14 protein-coding genes are annotated in these 15900 nt (G+C 62.8%); 3 read left to right on the plus strand and 11 right to left on the minus strand.

Annotated features, from left to right (window positions below):
- Nucleotides 1-329 precede the first annotated feature (329 nt).
- Nucleotides 330-1577 (plus strand): MFS transporter, encoded by a 1248-nt coding sequence (locus PXK07_RS10235; RefSeq protein ID WP_274848131.1) that lies wholly within the window; start codon nucleotides 330-332, stop codon nucleotides 1575-1577.
- On the opposite strand, the gene PXK07_RS10240 is transcribed toward PXK07_RS10235, so the two are convergent.
- From PXK07_RS10240 to PXK07_RS10250, 3 genes are read right to left on the minus strand one after another with little or no spacing between them, the layout of a single operon-like run.
- Nucleotides 1534-2676: an alkane 1-monooxygenase gene (locus tag PXK07_RS10240; RefSeq protein WP_274848132.1), complete on the minus strand. Its 1143-nt coding sequence runs from the start codon at nucleotides 2674-2676 to the stop codon at nucleotides 1534-1536. The two genes, PXK07_RS10235 and PXK07_RS10240, sit on opposite strands and share 44 nt — an antisense overlap.
- A complete protein-coding gene (locus PXK07_RS10245; protein WP_274848133.1) occupies nucleotides 2673-3773 on the minus strand; it encodes a hypothetical protein in 1101 nt (366 codons plus the stop codon). The genes PXK07_RS10240 and PXK07_RS10245 overlap by 4 nt, the downstream gene beginning before the upstream one ends.
- Nucleotides 3773-4336, minus strand: coding sequence for a hypothetical protein (locus PXK07_RS10250; RefSeq protein ID WP_274848134.1), 564 nt, complete (start codon nucleotides 4334-4336; stop codon nucleotides 3773-3775). The genes PXK07_RS10245 and PXK07_RS10250 overlap by 1 nt, the downstream gene beginning before the upstream one ends.
- Nucleotides 4337-4487: 151 nt before the next feature.
- Here PXK07_RS10250 and PXK07_RS10255 point away from each other — a divergent pair, with 151 nt between their 5' ends.
- Entirely contained in the window at nucleotides 4488-5441 is a 954-nt protein-coding gene (locus PXK07_RS10255) for a LysR substrate-binding domain-containing protein (protein WP_274848135.1), read from the plus strand.
- Nucleotides 5442-5551: 110 nt separating this feature from the next.
- Here the strand turns inward: PXK07_RS10255 and PXK07_RS10260 are convergent, their stop codons facing one another.
- The 5 genes from PXK07_RS10260 to PXK07_RS10280 form a co-directional block, all read right to left on the minus strand.
- Nucleotides 5552-7231, minus strand: a complete 1680-nt coding sequence (locus PXK07_RS10260; protein WP_274848136.1) for an amidohydrolase — start codon at nucleotides 7229-7231, stop codon at nucleotides 5552-5554.
- 61 nt (nucleotides 7232-7292) lie between these two features.
- Nucleotides 7293-8312, minus strand: a complete 1020-nt coding sequence (locus tag PXK07_RS10265) for an ABC transporter substrate-binding protein (RefSeq protein ID WP_274848137.1) — start codon at nucleotides 8310-8312, stop codon at nucleotides 7293-7295.
- A gap of 25 nt (nucleotides 8313-8337) precedes the next feature.
- Nucleotides 8338-9141 carry an ABC transporter permease gene (locus PXK07_RS10270; RefSeq protein ID WP_274848138.1) on the minus strand — a complete coding sequence of 268 codons (804 nt, stop codon included), beginning with the start codon at nucleotides 9139-9141 and terminating at the stop codon, nucleotides 8338-8340.
- Nucleotides 9134-10045, minus strand: a complete 912-nt coding sequence (locus PXK07_RS10275; RefSeq protein ID WP_274848139.1) for an ABC transporter permease — start codon at nucleotides 10043-10045, stop codon at nucleotides 9134-9136. Before PXK07_RS10275 ends, PXK07_RS10270 begins: the two co-directional genes overlap by 8 nt.
- 3 nt (nucleotides 10046-10048) lie before the next feature.
- Entirely contained in the window at nucleotides 10049-11122 is a 1074-nt protein-coding gene (locus PXK07_RS10280) for an ABC transporter ATP-binding protein (RefSeq protein ID WP_274848140.1), read from the minus strand.
- Between the two features lie 101 nt (nucleotides 11123-11223).
- Between PXK07_RS10280 and PXK07_RS10285 the strand changes: the two genes are divergently transcribed.
- Nucleotides 11224-12051 (plus strand): helix-turn-helix transcriptional regulator, encoded by an 828-nt coding sequence (locus tag PXK07_RS10285; RefSeq protein WP_274848141.1) that lies wholly within the window; start codon nucleotides 11224-11226, stop codon nucleotides 12049-12051.
- A gap of 79 nt (nucleotides 12052-12130) precedes the next feature.
- Here PXK07_RS10285 and PXK07_RS10290 read toward each other — a convergent pair whose 3' ends face one another.
- The 3 genes from PXK07_RS10290 to PXK07_RS10300 all read right to left on the minus strand — a co-directional run bounded on the left by PXK07_RS10290 (nucleotide 12131) and on the right by PXK07_RS10300 (nucleotide 15821).
- Nucleotides 12131-13675 carry a phytoene desaturase family protein gene (locus PXK07_RS10290; RefSeq protein ID WP_274848149.1) on the minus strand — a complete coding sequence of 515 codons (1545 nt, stop codon included), beginning with the start codon at nucleotides 13673-13675 and terminating at the stop codon, nucleotides 12131-12133.
- Nucleotides 13676-14056: 381 nt separating this feature from the next.
- Nucleotides 14057-15157, minus strand: a complete 1101-nt coding sequence (locus PXK07_RS10295; RefSeq protein ID WP_274848142.1) for a 4-oxalomesaconate tautomerase — start codon at nucleotides 15155-15157, stop codon at nucleotides 14057-14059.
- Nucleotides 15150-15821: a 4-carboxy-4-hydroxy-2-oxoadipate aldolase/oxaloacetate decarboxylase gene (locus tag PXK07_RS10300; protein WP_274848143.1), complete on the minus strand. Its 672-nt coding sequence runs from the start codon at nucleotides 15819-15821 to the stop codon at nucleotides 15150-15152. Before PXK07_RS10300 ends, PXK07_RS10295 begins: the two co-directional genes overlap by 8 nt.
- Between the last annotated feature and the right edge of the window lie 79 nt (nucleotides 15822-15900).

Below are 15900 nucleotides of genomic sequence, written 5' to 3' on the forward strand. Positions count from 1 at the left end.
AAAAGGCTCTTTATGAGCCTATTTTCGCGCTTTGCCCTGCGATACCCGCAGCTCCTGCTGCCCCTGAACGCAATCTGTAGAATTGAGTGCGTTCCTGCCTTAAAACCGTGGGTGCCAACGGAGTGATGTCGCCACAGTCGTCGTGGTCCGGCACTCAGGTTGTCGCGCACGCCATAGGTCGTCGGCGGATGATGCGCCGGTTTGATGGGCACTGCGATGGGCCTAGGCCACACGCTCTTATTCAAGAGTTGCTTCAGTTCATGCCATCACGATAGTCTCCGACCATGGCGGCACGAGACCCCCAACCACAGACGGGGACGCTTGTCCTTTTGTCCTGCCTGATGACGGTGGCGCAGCTGGACCGACAGATCCTGTCGCTGCAACTCGACCAAATCGGGCAGGAGTTCGCTTTGTCGGACACGCAGCTTGGCTTGCTGTCCGGCTTTGCCTTTGCCGTCGTCTTCGTGCTCTGCGGTTTTCCGGTGGCGCGGCTGGCGGCGACCGGGTCGCGGCGCGGGCTGATCGCGGTCGCCGCGGCGGTCTGGAGCCTGTTTACCATCGTCACCGCCATGGCACAGGGCTTTGGCCATCTCTTGCTGGCGCGGATTGGCGTGGCCGCCGGAGAAAGCGGGTCCATCGCGCCGGCCCATTCGGTGATCTCGGACAGGTTCAGCGAGGAGCGGCGCAGTTCGGCCATGGCGGCCTTTGCCGCAGGCGCGAACCTTGGTGTCCTGCTGGCCTTTCTGATCGGCGGGGTCGTGGGGCAGATCTATGGCTGGCGCATGGCCTTTGTCTGCGCAGGGCTGCCCGGGCTGGGTCTGGCACTGGTCTTCTGGCGATACGGCCCGCGCGATACCCCCGGGGTCGAGGTCTCCTCCACGCCTGTCCTGATCTTTGAAACCTGGACCACACTGCGGGCGCATGCCGGTCTGTGGCACGCCATGTGGGGGATGGCGGCAACCGGGATTGCGACCTTCGGCTCGTTGAGCTGGACGCCCACCATCATCCTTCGCAATCATGACTTGAACCAGGCGCAGGTGGGGGTGTTTCTGGCCGTCACCGCCGGGATCATCGGTGGCCTGGGCACGTTTTTCAGCGGGCGGCTGGCCGATCGGCTGGGGCGGCAGAGGCCCTGGCTGCGGATCGGTGTGGTTCTGGGTGCGATCCTGCTGGCCAAGCCCATGGTCATGGTGTTTCTGCTGGCGGCTGACCGGGCGGTGGCGCTGACCGCGCTGGTCGGCAGCACCAGCCTTGCCGCCGCCTTCTGGGGCCCGACCTTTGCCTATGCGCATGCCCAGGTGCCCTCGCATATGCGGCCGATGGTGACGGCGATGTTCCTGTTCCTGTTCAATCTCGTGGGGCTGGGCCTCGGGCCGACGCTGGTTGGTGTGGTCTCGGACCTGCTGGCAGAGCGGGGCGTTGCCCGGCCGCTGGCGGGGTCACTGATCGGCGTGCATCTGCTTGGGCTATGGGGCGCGTGGCACTATTGGCGGGTGATCCGGTTCATCCGGGCCAGGGGCTATGCCGTTCCGCTTAGTGCGCCGCCTTCAGCCGCGCTGAATCTTCCGGGTCGTTGAAGTTGATCCGTGACGGCTGGTGATCGACCGCCTCCAGAAGTCTTGGGTTCATCACGTGAAACCACACCGGCGGCACCAGCATCATGCAGAACAGGCCCGGAATACCGGCGGGAAGCTGCGGTGTGCCCTCGATATGCGACAGGGTCTGAAACGGGCGCTGCGCGTTGGCGTGGTGATCCGAATGGCGCTGCAGATTGAAGAACAGCAGGTTCGAGAAGAGATAGCTGGAACTCCAGGAATGTTTGGGCTGGCAGGGTTCGCGCCGTCCGCCGATCATTTCGCGCAGCAGTCCGTAATGGGCGGTGTAGTTGGCCATGGTGATCGAGAACCAGGCCACTACACTGTGCAGCAGGAAGAACGGCACCGCCTTGGCGCCAAACGCCGCCACCAATCCCGCCAACAGGATCAGAGACAGCGCCCAGCTGCGCAGCAAATCGTTGCGCAGGCTCAGCCAGGGCAGACCGCGCCTGCGCAGCCGGTTGCCCTCTTTTTCCAGGGCGCCGAGAAAGACCCCGGGCATTTCACGCAGGGCAAAGCGGTAGATGCTCTCGTTGTAGCGTGCGCTGGCAGGGTCTTCAGGGGTGGCGACCTTCTTGTGGTGGCCGACATTGTGCTCCACCCCGAAATGACCATAGGCCAGCAGGGCCAGCGCCAAATGGGCCATCCGCTGATCTATCTGCGCGCGAGCGTGGCCCAGCTCATGCGCGACCAGGACCAGCAGCGAATGCACGAACCCCATGCCGACGGTAAATAGGAGCCACTGCAGCGGGCCGAAATCCGCCCGCGTGGCAAGCGCGGTCGCGGCGACCACGCCCAAGGCATAGCTCGGTACGATCAGATGCATCAGCCGCCGATAGAAGGGATCGCTCTCCAGTGCCGCGACTGCCTCGGGCGGCACATTGCGGGTGTCGCGCCCGATCAGGTGGTCGGCCACCGGCGCCACTCCGAACAGCAGCGCCAGCGGGATGATGGCGAGGCCCCAGACCGGCAAGCCAAGCGCCTGCAGCCCCAGCAACAGAGGGGCTACCATCGGCGGCAGAAAACCGACCATCCACAAGGCGCGGCGCGGGTCGGCATGGGCCTCGGGTGGTCTTGTCATGGTATCTCCTTTGCCAGCGGTGTTGACCGCGACGGCGCCGGGCGGCGCGCGTAGAAGGCCGCGAAGGCCAGCATCGCGACGCTGAGCCAGGGTGCAAATGCGCCCCCGATCAGGAACCCCAGCGTATAGCATGGGGCCAGCACCGAAGCCGCCAGGGCCGCCTGGCGGGTCGGGCCAAGGATCAGCAGCACCGGAAACAGGGCTCCGATCACAAAGACAAAGCCGCGATAGATCAACTCTCCGATGAGGCGCAGCGCCTCGGGAGAGATCGCCAGCGCGCCAAGGTGCAGCGCCGCGATGGCGGCCACCGCGCCAAGGCCAAGGATCTGCCGGTGCGATAGCCGCCAGGTCACCATGTCAAGCTCGACCAGATGCGCCGCGGTGGTGAAGCCGGTCTGCACCATCACCAGCAACGCGACGGCGGCGACCGCCGGATGCGACAGCCCGCCTGCCGACAGAAGCCCGACGAAGGCATCCATGCCCAGATAGACGCCGCACAGAAGCGCTGTGAACAGGAGCATGAAACCGATCAGAAAGGCCCGCTTCGGACTTGCGGCCCGGGCAAATGCGCGGTGAAAGGTCAGATCGAAATAGGGCGCCAACAGGAACCCCAGCGCCAGCGGTGCGATCTGGTGGACAAAGGGGCGCAATGGCGCGGTGGCGACCGGCTCCGGCACAGGAGGTAGCACAGGATCCAGCCCGATAAAGACAAACAGCGCGGCGCTCAGCGCCAGGACGCCCCCCGACAGCGTGATCAGACGCCCGCGCAGCACAAGGCACAGCGCTGTCATCAGCACAAATCCCGCCAGCGGACGCGGATCCTCCAGCATCAGCGACAGCCAGATCGCAAAGACCACATGATAGCCTGCCACGAGCGCCGAGAACCCGCGTGCCCAGCCGTGAAACCGCTGCAAGAAGGCCTGCCGCGCCTCTTCACGCCAGGCAAAGCCGAACAGCGTCGCGCCCAGGACGTTGAAGACCAGGAAAACCCAAAAACTGACCGCGCCGAACTCCAGATAGAGCAGCACCGGGAAGAAGCCTCCGATGCACCAGAACCATGCACAGGCGAGAAACGCCGCCGTCCCAAGATCGCGCATCATGCGTCCTGGGCCACGGGCCAGAGGTGAAAGCGCAGTTCGCCTCGGCCAATGCGCCGGTCGGTCTCACCCTGGCGGCTGCCGCGTGAATAGACATTGACCTTGACCGTCGCGTTGAAGGGCGTGCCGCTGGCGATCAGCGCATCCAGATCGGGATCGAGCGAGTCCACCTTCAGGTGCAGCCCGTTGGTCGAGGGCAGCATGAAGCGATAGCTGACATTGCGGCAGACGATCCGGTGCCCGCCATCGCTGCGCATGAACAGATAGGTTCCGGCGGCAAGTTCGAGATTGGCCAGCAGCGCGGCGCCGCCGACGGTGCCATAGGCATTGCGGTTCATCCGGCTATGCGGCGTCTCCACATAGAAATCGTCGTCTGAATAATTGATCCGCAAGCCCAGCCGCCAGACGATTGGCAGGAATGCCATTGCCAGAAGGCGGCGCAGCAGCGGCGAGCGGATCGTGGCCCGGTTCAAGGCCTGTTCCAGCCGCGCCCCGGCCCATTGAAAACCCGTTGCAGGCGGGCGATAGCCACGTTGCCGCCGTTCCATCTGGATATTCTGCATGGGTTCGCCCCCCGACAATCACGCGCTGAAATGAAGGCCGAGCGGCATGGCTCAATACCCTGTGACTTGCCCGGCTTTGCCGTGAAAGCTATGTAATTTCCCAAGTTTCCAGAAGCGCATAAACCTCAATATCCTGATATCGGAATTTTCAATGAACGACCGGCCATCCCCCGATGCCGCCTTTGGGCAGGCGCTGCGCCAGCTGGAGATCAAGCATCTCATGGCGTTTGAGGCGATCTATTCGACGCGCAACATTTCCCGTGCCGGACAGGCGCTGGGGTTTTCGCAGCCGACCATGTCGAACCTTCTGGCAACGCTGCGCGCTGTCCTGGACGACAGGCTGTTCCAGCGCCAGCCGCGCGGGGTGCAGCCCACCAGCCGCGCCGACGAGCTGATCGGTCCGGTTCGCAAGGCCTTGCAGGAGATCGAGCGGATCACCAAGCCCCGCGCCTCTTTCGATCCGGCGCAGGACACGCGCGAATTCAAGATCCACGCGCTTGATATCTTTGAGACACTGCTGATCCCCAGCCTGGTGAACCGGGTGGCGGGCAATCTCGGGATCACCTTCAAGCTGCTGCTGGCCCCCAAGATTCCCATCGTCGAGGCGCTGGAAAGCGGCGATGCCGATATCGCACTGGGGCTGTTGCCGCCGAACCAGCCCGACCTGCGCTGGCAGGATATCCTGTCGGTCGACCTGATGGTGATCGCGCGGCGCGGCCATCCGCGCATCAAGGGACAGGTGACCCTGCAGGATCTGGCCGAGCTGGGGCATGTGGCGATGGACATGGCGCCGGGCGCACTGGCCAATGCGCATCTCTTCTCGCTCAAGAACCGGCCCGCGCGCCGCGATGTGGTCCGGGTGACGCGGCCTTCGTCGATCATCGAGATCGTCGCCCAGACCGATCTTGTCGGCTATGCCAACCGCCACCAGTTGAACGCATCGCCCTGGCGCAACCGGATACAGGTGCTGGAACCGCCGATGCCGTTATCGACGCAGGATTTCCAGATGTCCTGGCACCTGAGGAACCAGGACGATCCGGGCCTTGTTTGGCTGCGCGAGGAAATCCGGCAGATCCTGGGCCAGGCCGAGGGGTCGGAAACATAGCGAACTGATGACGCTCGCTGTGCGGGCGACTGGCAGAGTGGAAGAGTTTGACCGGATAGGTCTGTCCAAGGGCTGCTGCAGGATGAATGGGGAGCGCCCGCGGGCGCCCCTCACATATCCTGGTAGGTCACCTGGCCATCCATGAGCGTCAGCACCGCGCCTGCCTCCAGAAGCGCACTGGTCGGCAGTTTTTGCAGATCGTGGCTCATCACGACGATGTCGGCGTCCATCCCCGCGCTCAGAGTCCCGCGTGCCTCTTCGTTGAAGCCGACCCAGGCATTGTCACGGGTGTAGCTGGCCAGCGTGTCCAGAAGGCTCTGGCGCTGTTCCGGCCAGTCCGGGCCAAGATCGAGCGGGTCCACCGCGGCGCGGATGGAGGGCATCACATCGACCGGAATCACCGGCCAATCGGTCGAGAAGACAACCCGCGCGCCGGTGTCGCGGATGGTTTGCCAGGCGTAGGCACCTTCGATCTGGTCGGGATGCAGGTATTGGCCGACCCCATCCGGGGGAAACACATGGCCGCGCGGCGCATGCGCCGGTTGCAGCGACGCGACGATGCCCAGCTCGGCGAGGCGCGGAACGTCGTCGCGGTGAATAACCTCGATATGTTCGATACGGTGGCGGGCGTCGCGGCGGCCATTGGCCTTCTGCGCGGCCTCCAGCGCATCGATCGTCCGCCGCACACCGGAATCTCCGATGGCATGGACCGCGATCTGAAATCCCAACCGGTCTGCCTCGATGCAGCTGGCCTCGAAATGGGCCTGGGTGAATACCTCGTCCCCGGTATTGCCATCCGCACCCAAAGTGCCTGGATAGGGTCGCAGCATCAGCGCAGTGCCGCTTTCGATCACGCCGTCGATGAACATCTTGACGTGGGAACAGCGCACCTTGTCGCCCTGGAAATCTTCGCGCATCGCGGGAGCCTCGCGCGTCATCCGCTCGACCGGATCGGTGCCCTTCATGTGAAACGGCACGTGGCAGCGGCACAGCAGCCGCCCCTCGGCTTCGAGTTCGGACAACAGCTCCATCTGGTAGCGGTTGCCGTCCATCAGGTGCAGCCCGGTGATCCCCTGTGCGGCACAATGCGCAAGGCCGCGTTCAATCACGTCCTTATCCATCTCGCGCTGGGCTTTTGTCGCCGGTGGCTCGGGGTCTTTTCCGGTGGTCAGCCCAAGCATTTCGCGCCCGCCATATCGTGTAAGGGACAGGATCGGACTATATGCGCCCGGTTCAAGAAGTTCGCCGCTCGCCAGCCCGTCTTCTCCCATTACGATCTCGGAGCCGGCATCGACTTCACCGCCCTGCAACAGCCCCGTGGCTTCAAGTGCTGCGGTATTTGCCCAGATGGTGTGGTGGTCCGGCGCGAACATCGCCAGGGGGCGGTCTTTCAGGATAGCGTCAAGATCCTGCCGCGTCGGCGTCTTTCCGGTGCCGAGGATCCCGTAGTCCGCCATCACGCAGAAGACGAGCGTATCGTCGGGATTGGCCTGCGCATAGGGCACGATCCGCTCTCGCATCGCGTCAAGCCCGCTGACGCCATAGAGGCTGAGGCAGTCGAGCTCCACCGATCCGCCGAACAGGTGCACATGGCTGTCGATGAAGCCGGGCAGCACGGTGCCGCCCTTTGCATCGATCACCTGCGTGTCCGGCCCGGCCAGCGGCAGGATGTCATCATTGCGCCCGACATGGGTGATCTTGCCGTTGGCGATGGCCAGGGCCTCAGCCGCCGGTGTTGCGGGGTCGAAGGTGATCAGCGCGCCGTTGTGGATGATGATATCGCAAGCCATGGATGTTCTTTCAAGAAAGGCGCGGCCCCACCGCAGGGGTGGAGCCGCAGGGTTGATGATCTTATTTCTGAAGCTCGGTCCAAATGGCGGTGTAGAGCTTCTGTGCCTCGGGCGGGCAGGTCTTGGCGATATAGGCCGCCCCCTTCAGCTCTTCCGGCACGACCACTTCGGGTGCGGTCTTCATGTCTTCCGGCATGAAGGCCTCGGAGCCCTTGATGCCGTTGGCATAGCGCGCGAACGAGGACAGCATCGCGGCGTTTTCAGGCGCCATGATGAAGTTGAGGAAGGTCTTTGCCTCTTCGACGTTCTGCGCATCGGCAAGGATCGCGGCGTTGTCCATCCAGACCGGGAAACCTTCCTGCGGATAGCCGAAGGCGATGTCGGCATTCTGGTTGCGGGCGCGGAAGGACGCGCCGTTCCAGTTCACCCCCGCGGCAAGGTCGCCCTTGGCGTATTTCTCGATATTGCCGTAGTCCATCGACAGCCAATGCGGCTTGGCGGCTTGCAGGATGTCGCGGACCTTCTTCAGCACTTCCTTGTCGGCGGTGCATTGTTCGCCCTTGGCATAGTGGATTGCCATGCCCATCACGTCGTTCATTTCCGGCACGACGTTGATCTTCCCCTTCAGTTCGTCGGGGGGATCAAAGATCACAGCGGCGGTGTTGATGTTCCCGCCATAGACCGAGGTATTCACGGTAATGCCCACGGTGCCCCATTGCCACGGCACGGTGTAGTTGCGGCCCGGATCGAACTCCACATCGACCCACTGGGGATCCATGTGCTTGAAATTCTCCATCTCGTTGGGCTTGCTTTCCAGCAGCAGCCCTTCGCCGACAAAGATCGGGATGTAGGTCCCCGAGGGCACGACGATGTCAAAGCCATGACCGCCTGCCTTGATCTTGGCCAGCGCGGTATCGTTGCTGTCGTAATCGGTGATGGTCACCTTGATGCCGGTTTCGGCCTCGAACTTCTCGATCATCTCGGGGCTGGTGTAGTTGCCCCAGTTGTAGATGTTGAGCTCACCCTCGGCGAGGGCAGGCCCCGCCAGAATGAGGCTTAGCGCCGTCAATGTCTTTTTCATGTCAGTCTCTCCTGTTGGCTGGGGATTAGTTTCTTACTTTGCTTAATAGCGTGTAGGCGATCACCATGGTGACCGAGATGCCCAGCAGGGCGGTTGAAATGGCGTTGATCTCAGGCGTCACGACACGGCGGAGTTGGCCCAGCATATAGGTGGGCAGGGTGTCCTGTCCTGCCGATTTGACGAACTCGGTGATGACCACGTCATCCAGCGAGATCACAAAGGCCAGCATCGCACCGGCCAGGATGCCGGGCCAAAGCTGCGGCAGGGTCACGCGCCGGAAGACCTGGAAGGGCGTCGCATATAGATCGGCGGCAGCCTGTTCGAGGGTCAGGTCCATGCCCTGCAGCCGGGCGCGGATCGGAAGATAGGCAAACGGAATGCAGAAGGCCGAATGCGCGATGATCAGATAGGCCAGCCCATTGTAGCCGGTTGCCACCTTGATCATGGCAAAGAAGATCAGCAGCGCCACCGCGGTGACGATCTCGGGCACCATCAGCGGCTGGTGGATCACCGCGAATACTGCCGTCTGACCCTTGAAGGATCGCGTGCGCGTCGTTGCCAGCGCGGCCAGAACCGCAACACTTGTCGAAAGGGCCGAGGCCCAGAAGGCGATGATCAAGGATCGGATCGTCGCCTCCTGCACTAGGTCGTTTTCCCAGGCGGAGGCGTACCAGCGCCATGAAAACCCTTCCCAGATTGCAATCGATGTGCCTGCGTTGAAGGAATAGACCACCAGCAGGATGATCGGCATGTAGAGCATCAGGAAGCAGGCGATCGCGATCCCGGTGAACCCGGTCTGGCGGCGGATATCGAAGGCACGTTTAGCCATGCTGCACCTCTTCCTTTCCGGCCACGCGGACATAGGCCAGCAGCGCCACCATGACGATGGCCAGGAGCGTGATCGACAGGGCCGCGCCCAAGGGCCAATTGCGCCCCTGTCCGAACTGCAGCTCGATCAGATTGCCGATCATCAACTGATTGCCGCCGCCCATGACGCGCGGTGTCACGTAAGCGCCCAGAGACGGCACGAAGACAAGGATGGATCCGGCGATCACCCCCGGTTTCACCAGCGGCAGGATAACCCTGCGCAGAACCTGGAACCGGGTGGCATAGAGATCGTATCCCGCCTCGACCAGCCGGAAATCCAGCCGCTCCATCGAGGCATAGATCGGCAGCACCATCAGCGGCAGGTAGACGTAGACCATGCCAAGGATGATCGAGAACTCGGTGAACAGCATCTGGATCGGTTCGTCGATAATCCCCAGCGCGATGAGGATCGTATTGATCGTGCCCTCGTTGCGGATCAGTTCGAGGATCGCAAAGGTGCGGATCAGCAGGTTGGTCCAGAACGGGATGATGATCAGCAGCATCCACAGGTCCCGATGCTGCTTCGGCCGGGTGGCGATGAAATAGGCGGTGGGAAAACCGAAGACCAGGCAGGCCAGCGTTGTCAGCAGCGAAAGCTTGACCGATCGCCAGAAGATCGACAGATGCGCGTCCGACCAGCCCAGCGTATCGTCGAAGATGTCACGCTGCAGGAAGACGTTGAACCAGGCGTCGGTCGAGAAGTCCCACACCACACCGCCGTAATCTCCGGGCGTCAGGAAGGAATAGACCAGCGTGATCAGGAGCGGTCCGCTGGCCGCAAAGGCCAGGATGATCAAGGCCGGCGCCAGCAGCATCCAGCGGGTTTTTATGGCGCGGCGCGCGGCGTTTTGCGACAGGTCGGTCATGGGCTAGTCCCTCAGAACCTGTGCCGCGGCGGGCGGGAAGGTGATGCCGACCGTGCTGCCCGCGGTCGCGTTTGCCGGCATGTCGGGGCTGTTCTGCTGGCGCAGGACGAATGTGGTGCCGTCACCGAGGTCCACATGCAAATGCGTGTCGGTGCCGAAATAGACGACCTCTCGCAACTGCCCCGTCAGAAGACCCTCGTCCGATGTCGCCAGTTGCGCGTGTTCCGGTCTGACGGCCAGTGTCACCCGTCCGGTCGCATCGTCGTGGGCGCTGGCCGTGATCGTCTTGCCCGAGGTCAGGCGCAGGGCCGTCAGATCCCCATCCTTGCCGACGACATCGGCGTCAAGGAAATTGGTGTCACCGATGAAATCGGCGACAAAGCGGTCGGCGGGGTGGTCGTAGATGTCACGCGGGCCGCCGATCTGGCGGATCGCCCCGTTGGACATCACGGCGATCCGGTCGGACATCGTCAGCGCTTCTTCCTGGTCATGGGTGACGAAGATGAAGGTGATGCCGGTTTCGGTCTGCAGCCGCTTCAACTCCAGCTGCATGCTCTTGCGCAGTTTGAAGTCGAGGGCGCTCAGCGGTTCGTCGAGCAACAGGATCCGGGGACGCGGCGCCAGAGCACGGGCAAGCGCCACGCGCTGTTGCTGCCCGCCCGAGATCTGGCTGGTCTGCCGATCCGCCATCTCGCTCATCTGCACCAGGTCCATCATCTCGTCGACGGTGGCCTTGATTTCGGATTTCGGCTTGCCCAGCATCTCCATGCCGAAGCCGATGTTCTCGGCCACGGTCATATGGGGAAAAAGCGCGTAGTTCTGAAAGACCGTGTTGATCTGGCGTTTGTACGGCGGCAGGTCCTGCAGGGGTTCGCCGAACATCTCGAGGCGGCCCGATGTCGGATGTTCGAACCCGGCAATCAGGCGCAGCAGAGTGGTCTTTCCGCACCCCGACGGCCCGAGCAGGGTGAAGAATTCGTTGTCCTCAATCTCGATATCCACGCTGCCAAGCGCTTCGACCGGCGGATTGCCGTTATATACTTTTCGCAACGACTGCGCCTTGATGGCCTTCGTCATTTGCTCCCCCTGCCTGGTCTGCGCGACACCGTTGATCGGAGCCGCTGTTGGAAGGATTGCCGTTCTGGACTGCTCCGAATATACCCCTTTTGGGGTAGTATTTGCCTCTGTTTTTGAATTTGGGGGGTAGATTGGCCGAGAATTTGTCGAGTTCCGATGTCGCAGGGCTGCGTCGTGCCATGCATGCCAAGGGCTCAGAGGGGTTCTTTTCGGCCTATCGCTCTGTTTTTGAAGCGCGAATGCCGTTTGGGACCTTCCTGATCATGCGTTTCGATCCGGATCAGCCCCCCGTTCTGCTGGACCACTGGCTGGCTGCTGAAAAAATACGCAACAGCGCTTTGGGGGAGTATCTGGAAAACACCTACGCGTTCGATCCCTTCTATCAATTCCGCAACCTGCCGGAAGAGGGAGGAGTCTATCGCCTGGCAGAGATCGTGCCGGACCGCTTCTTTTTCAGCGAGTATTATCTGCAGTACTATCGCCGCGCGGGATTGTGTGACGAAATCGGGCTGCTGGCGCCGATGCCCTCTGGCGCGACTGCACATCTTTCGCTCAGCCGTTTGGATCGCCAAGGCCCCTTCAGGCGCCGTGAGATCCGCTTTATCCGTCACTTTGCCCCGCTCCTGCTGGAGCTTCTCGTGGAACATTGTTCCCTGGTGTCGCCGGTCCCGTCAAAAGACGCGGTTGCCACCGTGCCGCCTCTTTCGGAACTGATCCGTGCCCAGGCCATCGATGGCAATTCCATCGCGGTGACTCGCCGGGAGGCACAGATCGCCGCGCTGGTCCTGCAGGGGCATTCGAATGGCTCGGCTGCGCTGGTGCTGGATATCGCGACGGAGACCTGCAAGGTCCATCGCCGCAATCTTTATCGCAAGCTGGGCATCTCTTCGCAGCGTGATCTGTTCGGGTTGTTCAAACATCTTCTTTGACCCTCGGGTGTTTCCCTTGCCGCGTGCCTGGGCAATCGCCCGTGCAGCGACCGTCATCCTTGGGTCTGTGTCCTTGAGCCTAGCTCGGCAGGTCGCGCCAGACCTTCGGGTCGATGCTGGCCGCGGCGAAGATCCCGCCCCAAAGGGCGCCGGGAACGCCCGGGGTCAGTACGTCCTGGCCTGCGAGGATCAGGCCCGGCACCGAGGTTTTGGCCTGGAGCGCATTGCTGAGCATGCGTCCGGGCGTGACGTCGATACCGTAAAACCCGCCATGGTGATGCCCGGTGATCGCTTCGGTGGAAAGCGGTGTCGAAAGGCTGCGAAACACCACCAGCTTGGCGAGCTCCGGGAAATACTCCTGGAACCGGGCGAAAAGGATCTCCTCGACCTTTTCCTTGAAGTCCCGATAGTCCGCGCCGCGCGCGCCAGGCTTCAGATGAGCCCATTTCTCCACCACTGACCAGTCGGTCCAGGCCACGATCTCCCCGGCGAATTTGCGGGACGGGCCTGGCTTGTGCGCGCTGTCCTTCAGCGAGGCGAAGGACACGAACATGCCTGCGGGTGGGGTGTTGGGCGCATCGGTCCAGACCACGTCGACCTTGCCCTCGGGGTATATCCAGTGGTTCGACCGGGTTGCACCGGCCGCCTCGATATCACCCTCAAAGCCCATGAACAGGCTGAAGTGCGCGATTGAATGGGGAAGGGCATTGATCTCGTCGACCCAGTCCTGATGACCGCAGTCTGCAGGCAAAAGCGCATTCACCGTCTCGCGTGCTCCTATGTCGGAGATCACGAACTTGGCGCGGATTTCCTCTCCCTCTGCCGTGCGCACCCCGACGACCCGCTCATTCTCGATGACAAGCGTCTCGACCCTGGTGCTTGCTCGCGCCTCGCCTCCGGCTTTCGTGATCGTCGGCAGGATGTGGCGGGCAATGGCCGCGCCGCCGCCAACCGGGTACCAGGCACCACTTTCAAGGTAGGAGCCGGTGATCAGGGCATGCATTGCAAAGCTGGCCTTGCTGGGCCTGCCGCCATGATCGAACCATTGCGCGGCAAGGGCTGCGGCGAGGTCGGGATTGTTGGTGATCTCGTCGATGACCTCCTGCGTGGTGCGCCTGCACCAGCGATTGATGGCATGGCCGTGCCACCACTTCGTCGCCGATCCGATGATCTCGGGCATCGCCCGGGTCGACGTGATGTTGTAGCACGCCTGCTTGCCGTCCTTCAGGGCCGCGATCCAGGCCTCTATGGCCTTTGTCTCGTCCGGGAACCGATCCTTGAGATCACGCTCCTGCGCCTCGAAGGGGCGCGACAGGGATAACGGCGGGGCGTCTCCGATATGCAGGGTGTCATAGATCGACCCCATGGAGGTGAACGCGATCGGCGTATCGGAAAGCCAGTCAAACATGCGGCGCTCGCGGTCGTCCGGGGCAACGCAGTTCAGGTAATGGATGCCTGCATCCCAGGAGAACCCCTCCATGGAAAAGCTGTGGGTCAGCCCGCCAAGCGTATGGTACTGCTCCAACAACAGCACCCGGTGGCCAAGCTTTGACAATGCGGCAGCGGCGGACAGGCCCCCCATCCCGGAGCCGATGACAATGGCATCCCAGTCCTGTCGGATCACGTCGGTCAAACCTCGTCTCCTCCGCTTCAAAATGGATCAGGTAAATCTATCTGCATCTGCATCTAGCAGTTGATCGCAGAATCCGCCTTGATCGCGATCAAGGCAGCAGCGGGGTACAGCAGCACATTGCCTCAGAACGATGTTGAGGTTCGGCCCCGTGCAAAGCTCCGGATCAGGAGGTCTGAAAACCCATCTGCAATGAGGGTTCGCGCAAAATCCTGCGTCGGCACGGTTTCATCCGCAAGCATCTTTTGATGCCAGGCCGGTGATGTCAGGCCGGATCGGCAAGCATGTCCGTGGACATGTTGTTTCGCGCTAGCGCTGTGGCAGGACCAAGCGCGGAATAACGCGCAGGGGGGCCCTTCGCAACGAAACGGCAGATCAGTTTTCCATTGCTCGAGTTGGGCCAGGAAACACTGTCCCGTCCATCAATTTGCGCGCAGTGCGGATGATCTCGGCGCGGGCGACTGTACCGTCTTTGATATGGCCGATCACCGCCATTTGCCCGGTTGGGTGTTCGATGGACAGGGATTTGGCAGAGCCTTCCGGGATATGTGCCAGATCATGCCCCACCGCTCCAGGCACCAGGCAGGCTGTTGCGACGCTCACCGCGCCCAACACGCCGATAGAGCTGTGACAGCGATGCGGGATGAAGGTGCGGGTCATCACCGTGCCACCCGCCGTTGCGGGGCTGAGCAAACACATCTTGGGGACGGATTTCTGTGACACATCGCCCAGGTTCATGCGGGGGCCTGCCGCCAGTCGGATCGTCTCCAGCCGGGCACGCAAGGCTGCGTTGGCTTCCAGCTCTGCCGGTGTTTCCTGCCCGCTGAGGCCAAGCGCATCGGCGTGCAGCAGCACGCAGGGCATGCCGTTGTCGATCATCGTCACGGTGATGCCATCCAGCTGGTCCGTGACATTGCCCGTGGGCAACAGGGCACCGCAGGCCGATCCTGCCGTGTCGCGGAATTCGATGGGGATGGCGGCGGCCGTGCCGGGGGCGCCGTCAATCCGGGTTCTGCCCTCATAGGTGACCTGCCTGCCCGGCGTTGCCACCCGCGCCACCGCGATCTGGCCGGTGTTCTCCATGTAGATCGTCACCGGCGTTTCACCGTCCTGTGCGGCGACCAGGCCGCGTTCGATCGCGAAGGGGCCGACTCCGGCCAGGATATTGCCACAGTTCTGAGCATCGCTCACCAGTGCGCGATCCACGAAGACCTGCAGGAACAGGTAATCGACATCGACGCCGGGACGCACCGAGCGCCGCACCACTGCCACCTTCGAGGTCAGCGGATCCGCGCCGCCGATCCCGTCGATCTGGCGCGGATCGGGGCTACCCATGACACCCAACAGCAGCGCATCCCGCGCAGAAAGAGCAGAGGAGGGGGCAGGGCAGGATCCGCCGGGCAGATCCTCTGCCAAAAGGTACAGGCCCTTGGAGGTGCCCCCGCGCATCCACATGGCGCGCAGACCGTCACTCATAGGTGAGACCCTTATCTGCCAGCCGAGGGCGCATGTTGTAGATGTCGAGGCCAAGTTCCCCCGCTTCCAGCCGCTGGCGTTTGGCCTCTTCGGCGTCAAGGCGCTGTTGTGCGGCCTGCAGGACGGCTTCGGCCCGCGCCTGCGGCACCACGCAGACCCCGTCGTCATCTGCAATGATGACATCACCTGGATGGACTTGCGCCCCGGCGCAGACGACGGGAACGTTCACCGATCCCAGCGTCTCCTTCACAGTGCCCTGGGCCGAGACCGCCCTGGACCAGACGTGAAACCCCATTGCGCGCAGATCGCGGGTGTCGCGCACGCCCGCATCGATCACCAGGGCCCGGCAGCCCCGGGCCATGGCCGATGTCGCCAACAGGTCGCCGAAATATCCCATGTCGCAAGGCGCGGTGGGGGCGAGCACCATGATGTCGCCTTCCTGCAGCTGTTCGATGGCGACATGGATCATCCAGTTGTCGCCCGGCGGCGCCGAAATGGTGACCGCGCTGCCCGCGATGGCGACATCCTGCTGGATCGGGCGCATCTGCGCCGCCATCAGCCCGGTGCGGCCCTGCGCTTCGTGCACGGTGGCAACCCCGGCCTGCCCAAGCTGGGCGATGACCTGCGCGTCTGCGCGGGCAATCTTGGTGACGACCTTGCCCATGTCCTAGGGTCAGGACCCATTGATTTCCGTCCAGCGGCGTGATTCACGGTTCGAAAATCGAGCGGTAACATGTCTGATC

Source organism: Phaeobacter sp. QD34_24, assembly GCF_028890115.1.
Taxonomy (GTDB): domain Bacteria; phylum Pseudomonadota; class Alphaproteobacteria; order Rhodobacterales; family Rhodobacteraceae; genus Phycobacter.